The sequence below is a fragment of the Polyangium sp. y55x31 genome, assembly GCF_029946505.1.
Lineage (GTDB): Bacteria > Myxococcota_A > Polyangia > Polyangiales > Polyangiaceae > Polyangium.
On record NZ_JARZHG010000035.1, the window covers coordinates 1 to 12,377 of the forward strand.

The 12,377-nt window shown below is 69.0% G+C and carries 8 protein-coding genes and 1 rRNA gene; 2 read left to right on the plus strand and 7 right to left on the minus strand.

Annotation, left to right across the window (positions count from 1 at the left end; genetic code table 11):
- Together QHF84_RS38965 and QHF84_RS38970 are read right to left on the minus strand one after the other, a co-directional pair.
- A 16S ribosomal RNA gene (locus QHF84_RS38965) occupies positions 1-125 on the minus strand; the annotation flags it as partial.
- An 805-nt stretch (positions 126-930) separates the two neighbouring features.
- Positions 931-1,326, minus strand: a complete 396-nt coding sequence (locus QHF84_RS38970; protein ID WP_281318628.1) for a hypothetical protein — start codon at positions 1,324-1,326, stop codon at positions 931-933.
- Positions 1,327-1,746: 420 nt separating this feature from the next.
- Here QHF84_RS38970 and QHF84_RS38975 point away from each other — a divergent pair, with 420 nt between their 5' ends.
- Together QHF84_RS38975 and QHF84_RS38980 are read left to right on the plus strand one after the other, a co-directional pair.
- Positions 1,747-3,279, plus strand: coding sequence for an RtcB family protein (locus tag QHF84_RS38975; protein ID WP_281318629.1), 1,533 nt, complete (start codon positions 1,747-1,749; stop codon positions 3,277-3,279).
- A gap of 100 nt (positions 3,280-3,379) precedes the next feature.
- Positions 3,380-5,113: a serine/threonine-protein kinase gene (locus QHF84_RS38980; protein ID WP_281318630.1), complete on the plus strand. Its 1,734-nt coding sequence runs from the start codon at positions 3,380-3,382 to the stop codon at positions 5,111-5,113.
- 338 nt (positions 5,114-5,451) lie between these two features.
- Here the strand turns inward: QHF84_RS38980 and QHF84_RS38985 are convergent, their stop codons facing one another.
- Genes QHF84_RS38985 through QHF84_RS39005 form a run of 5 tightly spaced genes read right to left on the minus strand, consistent with a single transcriptional unit; the run spans position 5,452 to position 12,363 of the window.
- On the minus strand, positions 5,452-6,435 hold the full coding sequence (locus QHF84_RS38985; RefSeq protein ID WP_281318631.1) for a hypothetical protein: 984 nt from the start codon (positions 6,433-6,435) through the stop codon (positions 5,452-5,454).
- Between the two features lie 51 nt (positions 6,436-6,486).
- Positions 6,487-7,833 carry an ATP-binding protein gene (locus tag QHF84_RS38990; protein WP_281318632.1) on the minus strand — a complete coding sequence of 449 codons (1,347 nt, stop codon included), beginning with the start codon at positions 7,831-7,833 and terminating at the stop codon, positions 6,487-6,489.
- Entirely contained in the window at positions 7,830-9,185 is a 1,356-nt protein-coding gene (locus QHF84_RS38995; protein WP_348652916.1) for a sigma-54 dependent transcriptional regulator, read from the minus strand. Before QHF84_RS38995 ends, QHF84_RS38990 begins: the two co-directional genes overlap by 4 nt.
- 19 nt (positions 9,186-9,204) lie before the next feature.
- Entirely contained in the window at positions 9,205-11,637 is a 2,433-nt protein-coding gene (locus QHF84_RS39000) for an ABC transporter permease (protein ID WP_281318634.1), read from the minus strand.
- Between the two features lie 15 nt (positions 11,638-11,652).
- Positions 11,653-12,363 (minus strand): ABC transporter ATP-binding protein, encoded by a 711-nt coding sequence (locus QHF84_RS39005; protein WP_281318635.1) that lies wholly within the window; start codon positions 12,361-12,363, stop codon positions 11,653-11,655.
- Positions 12,364-12,377: the final 14 nt, after the last annotated feature.

Here is a 12,377-nt window from a genome sequence, read left to right on the forward strand (position 1 = left end):
AGGTTACCTACGTGTTACTCACCCGTGCGCCGCTTTACCGGGGCCGAAGCCCTTTCTCGCACGACTTGCATGTGTTAGGCGCGCCGCTAACGTTCGTTCTGAGCCAGGATCAAACTCTCCAGTTAAATTTTCTGGAGGTCACCTCGGTCCGGCTAAAGACCGGGTGACGGCTCATGCCTCATTGGCATGACGTGATTGCCTCGACCGTGCTTGCGCAGTTCGAGGCGAGGGCCACGTCACCACACGTTTTTGCGTGTTGCGTACAATCCAGTTTTCAAGGACCGAGCACGAGGAGCTTCGTAAAGCTCACCTCGTTTACACGATCGTCGTGCCCGAAGGCACGCCATCGTCGGCGATCTCAACCATCATCCCGCGGATCCGCAGATGCGGACTCTCTACGAGACGTCCTCGAGCGTAGAATGGTCTCTCTACGAAACCAAACAGGCTCAGGGGCCCACCGAGGACGGCACCTTGCGGCGCCCTGTGTCTCTCAGCGAGGGGCGGCTCTTTAACCCGCGTCGTTCGCCTTGTCAACCACTTTTTTCATCGAGGGGTCGAGAACATTTTCACATTCTCTGGACCCGGCGACCTCTCCGAGGACGACGCCTTGCGGCGCCCTGTGTCTCTCGGCGAGGGGCGGCTCTTTAAGCCGCGTCGTTCGCCTTGTCAACAACCTTCTTCCGAGGGCCGAGAATATTTTCACATTCTCGGATTCGCGGACCTCTCCGAGGACGACGCCTTGCGGCGCCCTTGTCTCTCGGCGAGGGGCGGCTGTTTAGGCCGCATCGTTCGCCTTGTCAACAGTCGTTCGTCCAGGGCCGACAATATTTTTGTATCTGTAGGCCCGGGAACCTCAACGAGGACGACACCACGCGGCGCCCTCTCTCTTTCACTCGACGAGGGGGCAACCTAACTGCCACCGTCGGAGTGTCAACCACCCGACGATCCGGAACCACGTGGCTTGCTCTCCTCATGTCGAGGCAGCGCGCCCTTGGGTTCGGGAGCGCGCTCCTCTGCCGAGTCCTCGCCCGTCGCACCCAGCCCTTGCTCCACGATCTGCTGTGCGATCGACGCACCAACAGCGCCGGCGCCCGAGGTCGATTGCTCCGGCGAGAGGGCCACGCCCCCGCGGCCCGACTCCTCATAGGAGCCACCGCCGAGCTCGCCGGGTGAGCGCATCTCCGCGTCGGGCGGGTGAGGCCTGCCGAACGGGTAGATTCCTTTCGATTGATCGACCTCGTCCGTACGGCCTTTCCCCTGCGTGAGAGGGTTGTTCGTTTCATCGTCGCGCACCATCTCGTCCTCCACCGTGCACACGGGTTGCACCCGGCCTGCGCATCCTTTGCCCGGGAGCGGCGTGCATTCGATATGCCGGCAGCGGAATGCGTGCGAGCACTACCTTGACAAATGAGAAGCGCTCGCATATCGTGGGCGCGGCTGCTGCGAAGTGCGCTTTCCTCGGGCGCGCTCCGGAGTTTTGACGAACGGGGTTCGGGGCGTAGGGCGCCGTCAGGCGACCCGCAGCCCTGAGCGTCGAACCGGGGAAAGGATCGCGGGTCGGCGATGGATCGTCGGCGTGCGAGCGTGAGGAGACGTGCGTCCTCTGGATTGGATGCGCTCCCGGGCTCGGCTCGCCGCGACGTACGACCTGCGCGACAGGGTTCGTTCGTTCGCAGGGCGCTCGCACGACAGAACGTGCCGGCGCCTGGGAAAGCAGCCATGGGCAATCTCAGGTTGGATGCGGTCGTGCGCCGAGAAGACCGCGCGCTCGCCCGCATCGAAAGTCGTTTTGGTGTTCCGATCACGCTCATCGCGCGGCCCGATGTCTCCGTCGAGGCAGAGGGCATCGCAGAGCTCCTCGAATTCGTTTCGATTCAAGACACGCTCCTTTCCATCTGGGAAGAGGAGCGCAAAGGCCGCATCGCGCCATTCTGGGGCGAGGGCCCCGGCAGCCTCGCAGCCGTGGTGCTCACGCCGGATTTCCACAAAGGATCCGGCATCCCCGTAGGTACGGTGGCCGACGCGCGCGGGTTCGTCGTCCCGCGCGCCGTGGGCAACGACGTCTGCTGCGGCATGCGCCTCGTGGTCACGGACGTGACCCACGACGAGCTCGCGCCGCACATGGCGGCCTTGAAGAAGCGCCTGCGGGCGATCTTCTTTCAGGGCCAACGAAACATCCCCATGTCCCCCCGCCAGCGCGAGGCGCTGCTCCGGGATGGACTCTGGGGGCTCGCCGAGACCGCGGCCGATAACCAAGGCACGGGGATCTGGCGTCATTACGATCCCGCGCGGGAGCTCCGCGATCTCGAGCGTGTCCATTTCAACGGCGCGCTGCCCACCGACGACACGTTCGCATTCGCGAGCTTCATCCGCGCCTCGGGAGCCAAAGACGGCCGGGACATCCAGATCGGATCCGTCGGCGGCGGGAACCATTTCGTGGAATTGCAACGCGTGGACGAGATCGTGGACGGCCACGCCGCGCACGCATTCGGCCTCGCCCGCGGGGCCGTCACGATCATGGCGCACTCGGGCTCCGTCGGGCTCGGGCACGTGGTGGGCGGCCATTTCATGGCCCGCGCCCACGAGCTCTACCCGAAGGGCCTGCCCCACCCGGCGCACGGCTTTTACGTGATGCCGACGTGGGGGCCGCTCGCCGCGGAGGCGGCCGCGTACCTGTCCGCGATGCGCAACGCGGCGAACTTCGCCTTCGGAAACCGGCTCTTCCTCGTGCTGATGGCGGCGCGCGCGATGAGCGAGGTCCTCGGGCGAACGGTGGAGACGCGCCTCGTCTACGATGCGCCGCACAACCTCATCTGGGAGCCGGAGGGCAGGGCAGGGCGCTTCCTCCATCGCAAAGGCGCGACGCCCGCGCCCGGGCCGGATCCGTTCGAGAGCCCATTCCAGTACACCGGGCATCCGGTGATCATCCCAGGCTCGATGGGCGACGCGAGCTGGGTGCTCGCGGGGCTCGGGAACGACGCGCTGCTCGCGAGCGCCTGTCACGGCGCAGGCCGGAGCCTGACGCGCGGGCAAGCGAGCCACGTGAGCGACGCGGTGTACCGGGAATCGACGGAGAAGCTCGACGTGGTGACGCCGATCGATCCGGACGCTCCGTCCTTGCGCGGGCGGCGCGACATCCTCGAGAAGTATCACCGCCGGATGAAGGAGGAGGCGCCGTATGCGTACAAAGCGATCACGCCGGTCGTGCGATCCGTCGAGGATGCCGGCGTGGCGCGGCGGGTCGTGCGGCTCGCGCCGATTGCGACGGTGAAGGGATGAGCCCCCGCAGGATCACGCCCGCAGGGGAAATCCTGCCCGGACTCCTCAGTTTCTTGGCCCGTGTGCGATGGCCTTCGTAGCATGCACGCTAGGGCGCGATATGGAAAACGAAGCAGTGCGGAGCCCGGTCGCGGCGGGCGAGATCCTCGCGGGGAAGTATCGCGTCGAGCGTCTCCTCGGCATGGGCGGCATGGGCGTCGTGGTCGCCGCCACACACCTCGAGCTCCGAGACGAGCGGGCCATCAAGCTCGTCCGATCGGAGCTCACGCATCCGCAGATCATCGAGCGCTTCTTCCGCGAAGCTCGCCTCGTCGTGAAGCTCCGAAGCGAGCACGTCGCCCAGGTCTACGACATCGGCCGGCTGCCCTCGGGCGCCCCGTTCATGGTGATGGAGCTGCTCCAGGGCGACGATCTCTCGGCGCTGCTCAAGAAACGAGGGACGCTGCCGGTGCACGAGGCCGTCCTGTACGTGATGCAAGCCTGCGACGCGCTCGCCGAGGCCCACGGGCGCGGGATCGTCCACCGCGATCTCAAGCCGGCGAACCTGTTCCTCACGCACCGCGAGGACGGCTCGCCATGCATCAAGGTGCTCGATTTCGGCGTCTCGAAGTACGTGCCCGAGGACGGCGAGTCGGAGATGACGAGCAACGGCGACATCATGGGCTCGCCGCTGTACATGGCGCCCGAGCAGATGCGGGCAGCACGTGAGGTCGACGCGCGAGCCGACATCTGGGCGCTCGGCGCAATCCTGTACAAACTGCTCACGGGCCGCGCCCCGTTCCAGCGTGCCACGACGCCCGAAATCTGCATGGCCGTGCTCGGCAGCGAGATGGCGCCACTCCCGTCGTCGATCCACGCCGGAATCCCGTCCGGGCTCGAAGCCGTCATCATGCGGTGCCTCTGCAAGGACGTCGATTCGCGTTTCCCCCGCGCCGTCGACCTCAAGGCCGCACTCTCGCCCTACAGCGAGCGCCGCGAAGGCTGGGCCGAAGACGAGCGTGCCTCGCTCTCCGACGATCCGCGCTCGTCCTCGAGGGTTTCGAACAGCTCACGCCCAATTCCGAAGAACATCGATGCCATTCTGCTCGGCTGCATCGGCAAAGATTCAGGCCGCCGCGCGGCACGGGCGAAAGGGCGCCGGACCAAGTCGGACCCATTCCTGAAGCGCGCCGAAGCCGTCGAGCCGAAAGCACCCGCAGCCGCGCCCGCGGAGCCCCCCTGCGAAATGCCCAGAGATCCCGAGCTCTCCTGCATGGGCGGCGGAACCGTCCCGATGGGGAGCACGGATCTCCGCAGAGCCCGCGAAATGGGATTCGGAGGGCCGCCCCAAGCCCTGCAGCCCACAACGCCCGCCCTCGAGCCCGACACAAAGCGGACGCCAGCCCTCCTCGATCCCGAAGGAACCATCGACGAAGCGACCGCACTCGCCCCGCCGCGTCTCCCAAGCTTCCCCGCACCCCCACCCCCATCGGTGCGCACGTCCCTCCCAACCTTCCCGGTGCCAAGCCCGAGCGAGCCCATCGGCAACAGCATGGCCCCCTGGGACTACGCACCAGCCCCGCCCCCCGCGCCCCGCCGCGCAAAATCGGTAGCATTCCTCGCAAGCGCAACGACCGCCGTCTTCATCATCGTCGCCCTCGTCATGGCCTTCACCACAGGAGGCGAAAACAACGTCGCCGAAGGCGCCATGCGAAGCCCGGACACACGCCCCGCAGCCGGCGGCATGCCCACGCCCGCAGAGGTCGCAATCGAGCCGGAGCCGGAGGCGGAGGCGGAGGCCGCCGCGCCAGCCACGAGCGCGTCCGCGGCAGCCGAGGCGCTCGTGGTGCCGTAGCGCCGGGGTTTCACCCCGGACCCGACCAGGGGCTGTCCGCCCCTGGACCCGGACCAGCGCAAGCGCTGGACTCGGGGTCGATGAACTGCGCAAGCGCAGTTCATCGAACGGCCGGTGGCAAGACCAGCGACGGGCTGGCCAGCCAAGACAGCGGGGCCAACGTGTCTGCGGCGCTGCTGTCTCGGTTGGCAAGGTGGTCTTGGTCTTGCCCCGGGCCCGTCGTAGAAACCGCGCATCGCGCGGTTTCTACGCCTTCGGTCCAGGCCGTGCCTGGTCCGGGGTGCAGGGGGCGGACAGCCCCCTGCTGGGGTGCGGGGCAAAGCCCCGCGGCCCAGCGCTCAGGGCACGCAATACGCGACGGTCCTGCCGCCGAGTGTGGCCGTCTCGCACCCGGCGAAGCCTTGCGCTTGGCAATCGACCTTCGCGGGGGTCTCCAGGTTGCAGAATGAGACCGTGCTTCCTTCGCATGACTCGGCGGCTCCGAGGTCGCAGGTCGGCTCGACGAATCCGCAGGCTGCGCCCCCGGCGAATTGCCCGCTCTGCACGAAGCCGCAGCTTTGGCCCTCGGGCGAGAGTGCGGCGCAGTCGCGCTGGCCGATTTTCCCGCCTGCGCACGTCTCCAGGACGTCGCCGTTGCAGGCTTGCGAGAAGAAGCTGCAGTCCTCGCCCTTGCCGATGCAGCCGATGTCGTTGCGTTGCTTGTCGAAGCCGCAGGTCTCCCCGGCGATCGTGACTCGTTTCTCCCCGTCCTGCCCGTTGATGTGCACCATGTTGTACTGCGTGCGGCAGTCGATCCGCTTGAGAACGCCGGCTGGGGTGCATTCGACGAGCACGTCGGGATCGTCGTCGGCGCAGGTCGTCTTCGTCGTGCCGAACGTGCAGGTCTCCTTGCCGCAGCCGGCCCAGACGCCCTTGTGACAGGAGAGGCCTGCGGCTGCGCAGTCCATCGCGGCGGTCGGCTTGCCGTCGGGGTCGCAGAGCACCCAGGTCTCACCTTCGCAGAGGTCGTCGGCGGGGTGTGCGGCGCATGCGGTGGTGAAGGTTTCCTTGGGCGGCGTGCAGGCGCGGACGGCGGCGCAGTCCTTTGCGGCGAGCTTGCAATCGAGGCTCTCGATTTCGAGCTGCAGCGTGCCGGTGGCTGCCCAGGTCCAGGTCTCGTCGAGCACGTGGCCGAGACAAGCTTGCATGCCGATCGGCTGACCTCCTTCTGCGTCGCAGGCGTTGATGCGCAGACAGTCGGCGATCCGTGGGTCGAGCTCCGGCGGCGGAGGCGGAGGGGCAGGCGGCTTGGGGTCGTTTCCGCCGCACGAGAGCACAAGCATGGACAGGAGAAGCCAAGGAGAACGGTTCTTCGGGAAGAGCATGCGCGCTCTCTAGCGCGCCGCTCGTGGTTCGCCGAGCGGCAGCACCAAAACCGCCGCGCATCCTCTCGTATCGGGCCGGTTTTCCAGCCGGAGAAGCCCCCCGTGTGCTTCGGCGATCTGTCGGCTCAAGAGCAGTCCGATGCCCGATCCGTGTGGTTTCGTCGTGAAGAACGGCACGAACAGGTTGTCCGACTGCGGCAGCCCCGGACCCTCGTCTTCCACGACCACCTCCACGCCTGCCCCCGCTGCCCGCCACGACACGCGCACCCCTCCGCCCGTCTCCAGCGCCGCGTCGACCGCGTTCCGCACCAGGTTGATGAGGAGCTGATCGAGCTGATCGCCGTCGCCCGGCGCGACGATCTCCGGCCCCTCGTCCACGTGCACGGGCAGCCGCTTTTCCAGCGCTGCCACGCGCGTCACCCAGGCGGCCACTGCGACTGGCCCGATCGACGGCGGCGGCAAGCGCGCGAGACGCGCGTACGCCGACATGAACCGACCGAGCGCCTCCGAGCGCCGCGCGATCACGGCGAGGCCGTCACGCACGTCGTCCTCCCAGTCGTCGGGCCTCGGGTCGAGCGCGAGCAGCTTGCGTTGCCCCTCCGCGATCGACTGGATTGGCGCGAGCGAGTTGTTGATCTCGTGGCTGATGACGCGGATGAGCCGCTGGAAGGCCTGCCGCTCCTCCTCGCGCAGCGCGCGCCGTAGATCCGCGAGCACGACCAGGTGATGCGGCAGGCCGCCCTGCCGGAACGTCGTGCGCCGCAGCTCGAACGGGCCGCCGCTGCCCGGCAGCACGTCGTCGAGGCGGCAAGGCGCGGGCGCCGTGAGCCACGGTGAAACGCCGAGCGACGCCGCGCGCCGACCGAGCAAGCGCGGGGCTGGCAGGCCGAGCAGACGCTCGCCCGCGGGGTTGACGAGCCGCAGCGTCTCGCCCTCGTCGAAGGCGAAGATCGCCACGTCGATCTGCTCCATCACGGTGCGGAGCAGCGCGCTCGCTTCGAGGGCCCCGAGCGTCTTTTCCCGCACCGCGTCGCCGAGCGCGTTCGCCTCCAGCATCACCTCGCCCAGCGGATCCCCTCGACGCGCGCCGCTTGCGCGCATCGACGTATCACCTGCGCGCAGCGCTTCGAGCACGTTCGCCAGCGTCTGGAGCGGCCGCACCACACGCGCCTGCACCTCGGACGCGACGCCGGCCCACGTGAGCACGACGATCGTCGTCAGCGTCCACTTCGCGGCCGCGCCCGCGTCGCTCCGCCAGAGCAAGGCGAGCGCGAGGACCACCGCGGGCAGTCCCGCGAGCAGCGTGAGGAGAAAAATCCCGCGGTCGAACGGCAGCCGCGACCGCTCGGCGTTCATCCGGAGCCCTTGAGCCCGAAGTGCTGCATCCGCCGGTAGAGCGCGCTGCGGCTCAGGCCCAGGGCTCGCGCCGCGTCGCTCACGTTGCCGCCGGTGCGGGCGAGCGCTCGCGTGATGAGGTGCCCCTCCGCCTCCTCCAGCGTCATCTCCTCGAGCCGGCTCGGGGCCTGCGAGGGCCGCCGCAACATGATGTCCTCGGCCCGGATGAGCCCGCTCGGCGCGAGCAGGAGCGCGCGCTCCACCGCGTGTTCGAGCTCGCGCACGTTGCCCGGGAACGGGTGCGCGAGCAGGGCCTCGATCGCGCTCGGATCGAACGACGCGTTCTCGATCCGGTAGCGCTTCGCGTGTGACACGAGGAAGTGCCCCGCGAGCGCCGGGATGTCCTCGCGCCGCTCGCGCAGCGGCGGCAGGTGGATCTCCACGGTGTTCAGCCGGTAGAGCAGATCCTCGCGGAAGCGCCCTGCTCGCACCTCGGCCGCGACGTCGACGTTCGTCGCGGAGAGGACACGCGCGTTCACCTTGCGCACCTTCGACGAGCCCACGGGGCAGAGCTCTCCGGTCTGGAGCACCCGCAGAAGCTTCGCCTGCTGCGTGAGCGGCATGTTCGCGATCTCGTCGAGGAACAACGTGCCCGCGTCGGCCAGCTCGAAGCAGCCGAGGCGATCTTCGCGCGCATCGGTGAACGCGCCCTTCACGTGGCCGAAGAGCTCGCTCTCGAACACGCCCTCGGCCAGGCCCCCCGCGTTCACCGGCACGAACGGCCCGCCGGCCCGACGCGAGATCGCGTGCAGGTAGCGCGCGACGACCTCCTTGCCCGTCCCGTGCTCTCCCGTGATGAGCACGTTCGCGTCCGACGGCCCGATCCGCTCGATGAGCCGGATCACCGGCGCCATCACGCGCGAGCCCGCGACGAGCGGGGGCACCTCGCCCCGCAGCGCCGCGTTCTCCCGTTCGAGCCGCCGCATCCGCCGCAGCGCTCGCCCGAGCTCCACCTGCGAGCGCAGCGTCGCGAGCAGCCGCGCGTTGTCCCACGGCTTCTGCACGTAGTCGCGCGCGCCCTTGCGCATCGCCTCGACGGCGCTCTCGACGCTGCCCCACGCCGTCATCACCACCACCGGCAGCGTCGCGTCGAGCTCGCGCAACTTGGGCAAAAGCTCGAGGCCCTCGCGGCCGGAGGTGGTGTCGCGTGTGTAGTTCAGATCGAGCAACACGACGTCGAAGTCGCCGCCCTCCACGGCCGCGAGCACGGCGGCCGGCGAGCGCGCCAGCGCGGGGGAAAACCCCTCGGCCTTCACGAGCAGGCGCAGCGCTTCGAGCACGTCGGGCTGATCGTCGGCCAGGAGGATCTTCATCGTCGTCGTCACGGCGAGGTTACTCCGAGCGCAAAGCGATCGCAGGCGGAACACGCGTGGCGCGCCGCGCGGGGAAGAAGCTCGCGAGCATCGCCGCCGCCGCGAGCACCGGGCAGGCGATCGCCAGCGTCAGCGGATCCCGCTCGCTCACGCCGTAGATCACGCTCGCCATCACCCGCGACAGCGCGAGCGAGGCCGCGAGCCCCACGCCGATCCCGATCCCGGCGAGCACGAGGCTCCGCTTCAGCACCATGCCGAGGATGTCGCGCGCCTCGGCCCCGAGCGCCAGCCGGATCCCGAACTCGCGCGTGCGTTGCGTCACCATGTAGGAGGTCACGCCGTACAGTCCAACTGCGGCCAGGATCAGCGCCGTGATCGCGAAGACGGACAGCACCTCCAGCGCGAACCGCCGCGGCCCGAGGCGCTGCTCGACGCGCGCTTGCATGGGGAGCACGTCGTAGATCGGCTGCTCCCGATCGAGCGCGCGGATTTCGCTCCGCAGCGCCGCCACGAGCGAAAGCGGATCCTGCGACGTTCGGATCACGATGTTCAGGTTGTGCCAGGGGCCCTGCGCGTACGAGGCGTAAAACGTCGGCGCGATCGTCTCCTCGCTCGACACCTCGCGCACGTCGCCGACCACGCCGACGATCGTGCGGAACGGGCACGTCTTCTCGTCGTCGCCGCAAGGCGGCCGGATCCGGCGCCCGACCGCGCTGCCCTCGGGGAAGTACGTCTTCACGAGCGCCTGGTTCACCACGACGGCGCGCGGCGCGTCCTCGTGGTCCTGGTCGCTCAGCATGCGCCCCTCGATCAGCGGCACGCGCATCGCCTCCAGGTAGCCCGGCGTGATCTCGCGATGCACCGCGTACGGCCAGCGCTCGTGCTCCGCGGGCGTCTTGCCCTCGATGCGGAAGCTCTGGCTGTAGCGCACCGAGATCGGCAGGTTCGTCGTGATGCCGGCGCCCGCCACGCCCGGCAGGTTCCGCACGCGGGCGAGCAGGTCACGCGCGAACGCGGCTTTCGCCTTGTCCTCCTTGTAGCGAGGGTTCGTGATGGCGAGTTTTGCCGTGAGCACGCCCTCGGGCTCGAAGCCGAGCGGCATGCGGGCCATCGCCGTGAGGCTCCGGGTCATCAGGCCTGCGCCGGCGAGCAGCATCAGCGCGAGCGCGATCTGCGCGACGACGAGCGCGTTGCGGAAGCGGCCCATGCGCCCGCCCGCCGTGCCGCGGCTGCCTTCCTTGAGCACATCGGCCGGATCGACGCGGCTCGCGTGGATCGCCGGGATCACCCCGAAGACGAGCCCCGTCACGAGCGACACGCCGAGCGTGAAGGCGACGACGACGCCGTCGAGGTGGATCTCCTCGGCGCGTGGCAGCCGATCGGGATCGATCGCGACGAGCGCGTCCACGCCCCAGAGCGCGAGCAAGAGCCCGAGCGCGCCGCCGAGCACGGCGAGCACCGCGCTCTCCACGAGGAACTGCACGGCGATCCGCCCGCTGCCCGCGCCGAGCGCCGCGCGCACCGCGATCTCGCGTTGCCGCACCGCGGCTCGCGCGAGCAGGAGGTTCGCCACGTTCGCGCACGCGATGAGCAGCACGAACGCCACCGCGCCGAGCAAGAACACGAGCGTCGTCTGCGTCTCGCCGACCGTGAAATCCTTGAGCGTCCGCACCTTCACGAGGAGCTGCGACGTCCCCGGCGCCGCGCCCTCGTGCTCCTCGTTCATGCGACGCCGCAGCGCGGTCAGATCCTCTTGCGCCTGCTCCACCGAGACGCCGGTCTTCAGCCGCGCGAGGAGATCGTAGTTGCGCCAGTTGCGTCGCTCCTCCGAGGACTCGAGCTCAGTCGGCGCGAGCGGGACCCACACATCGACCTTCTGCGGCAACACGAACCCGCGCGGCAGCACGCCGACCACCGTGTACGGCTCGCCGCTCAGAGCCACCGAGCGCCCGACGATCGACGTATCGCCGCCGAAGCGCCGCTGCCAGAGCGCGTGCGAGAGCAAGACGACGCGATCGTTTCCGGCCTTCGCCTCGTCGGGCGTGAACACGCGGCCCGGCGCCGCTTCGATCTTCAGCACGGGGAAAAACGCGGGCGACACGGTCGCGACGAGCAGGCGCTCGGGCGGATCGACGCTGGCGAGGTTCTTGTCGCGGAGCTGGTAGGCCGCGACGGCTTCGAGCGAGCGGTTCTGGTCGCGGAAGTCGTGGTACTCCGGGATCCCGAACGCCATCTCATCGAGCCCCGCCGTTCGAAAGTCCTGGTGGATGACGACGATGCGGTCCGAGTCCGGGTACGGCAGCGGCCGGAGGACAACCGCGTTCACCACGCTGAAGATCGCGCTCGTCGCGCCGATGCCGAGCGCGAGCACCACGAGCGCGGCGATCGTGAAGGCTGGGGCCTTGCGCAGCATGCGCAGGGCGAAGCGGACGTCTTGCAGAAAGTCGTGCATGGCTCCCTCTGCGCCTCAGGCTGCCGCCCCGGGCGCGTGGGACTCCTCGACGATCCGCCCGTCGAACAGGCTGATCGTGCGCGTCGCGTGCCGCGCGAACGCCACGTCGTGCGTCACCATCGCGATCGTCGCGCCGCCCTCGTGCAGCTCGTGCAGGAGCTGCATCACGGCCTGCCCGTTCTTCGAATCGAGGTTCCCGGTGGGCTCGTCCGCGAGCAGGATCGCCGGGTCGCCGACCACGGCGCGCGCCACGGCGACGCGCTGCTGCTGCCCGCCCGAGAGCTGACCGGGCAGGTGCCGGGCGCGGTGCGCGACGCCCACGCGATCGAGCGCCTTCATCACCTTCTCGCGCCGCTCCGCCGGCGGCACCTTCCGGTAGACCAGCGGCAGCTCGACGTTCTCGTACACCGAGAGATCGCCGATCAGGTTGAACGTCTGGAAGATGAACCCGATCTCCTGGTTGCGGAGGCGCGACATCTCCGCGGCCGAGAGCCCCGCGGCGGGTCTCCCGCGCAGCGTGTACGAGCCGCCCGACGGCGTATCGAGCAGCCCCAGGATCGCGAGCAGCGTCGACTTCCCCGAGCCCGACGGCCCGATCACGCTGATCCACTCGCCCTTGTCGATCGTGAGGTGCACACCTTCGAGCGCGTGTGTCTCCACCTCGTCGGTGGTGAACACCTTGGTGATCCCTTCGAGCGCGATCAGTCGTTCCGCCTTGCTGGCCATCGTCCCTCCTTCGT

Bases quoted from the DNA above. Each gene is read 5' to 3' on its own strand.
- QHF84_RS38980 (WP_281318630.1), top strand. From the start codon at position 3,380: ATGGAAAACGAAGCAGTGCGGAGCCCGGTCGCGGCGGGCGAGATCCTC.
- QHF84_RS38985 (WP_281318631.1), bottom strand. From the start codon at position 6,435: ATGCTTGTGCTCTCGTGCGGCGGAAACGACCCCAAGCCGCCTGCCCCT.
- QHF84_RS38990 (WP_281318632.1), bottom strand. From the start codon at position 7,833: ATGAACGCCGAGCGGTCGCGGCTGCCGTTCGACCGCGGGATTTTTCTC.
- QHF84_RS38995 (WP_348652916.1), bottom strand. From the start codon at position 9,185: ATGAAGATCCTCCTGGCCGACGATCAGCCCGACGTGCTCGAAGCGCTG.
- QHF84_RS39000 (WP_281318634.1), bottom strand. From the start codon at position 11,637: ATGCACGACTTTCTGCAAGACGTCCGCTTCGCCCTGCGCATGCTGCGC.
- QHF84_RS39005 (WP_281318635.1), bottom strand. From the start codon at position 12,363: ATGGCCAGCAAGGCGGAACGACTGATCGCGCTCGAAGGGATCACCAAG.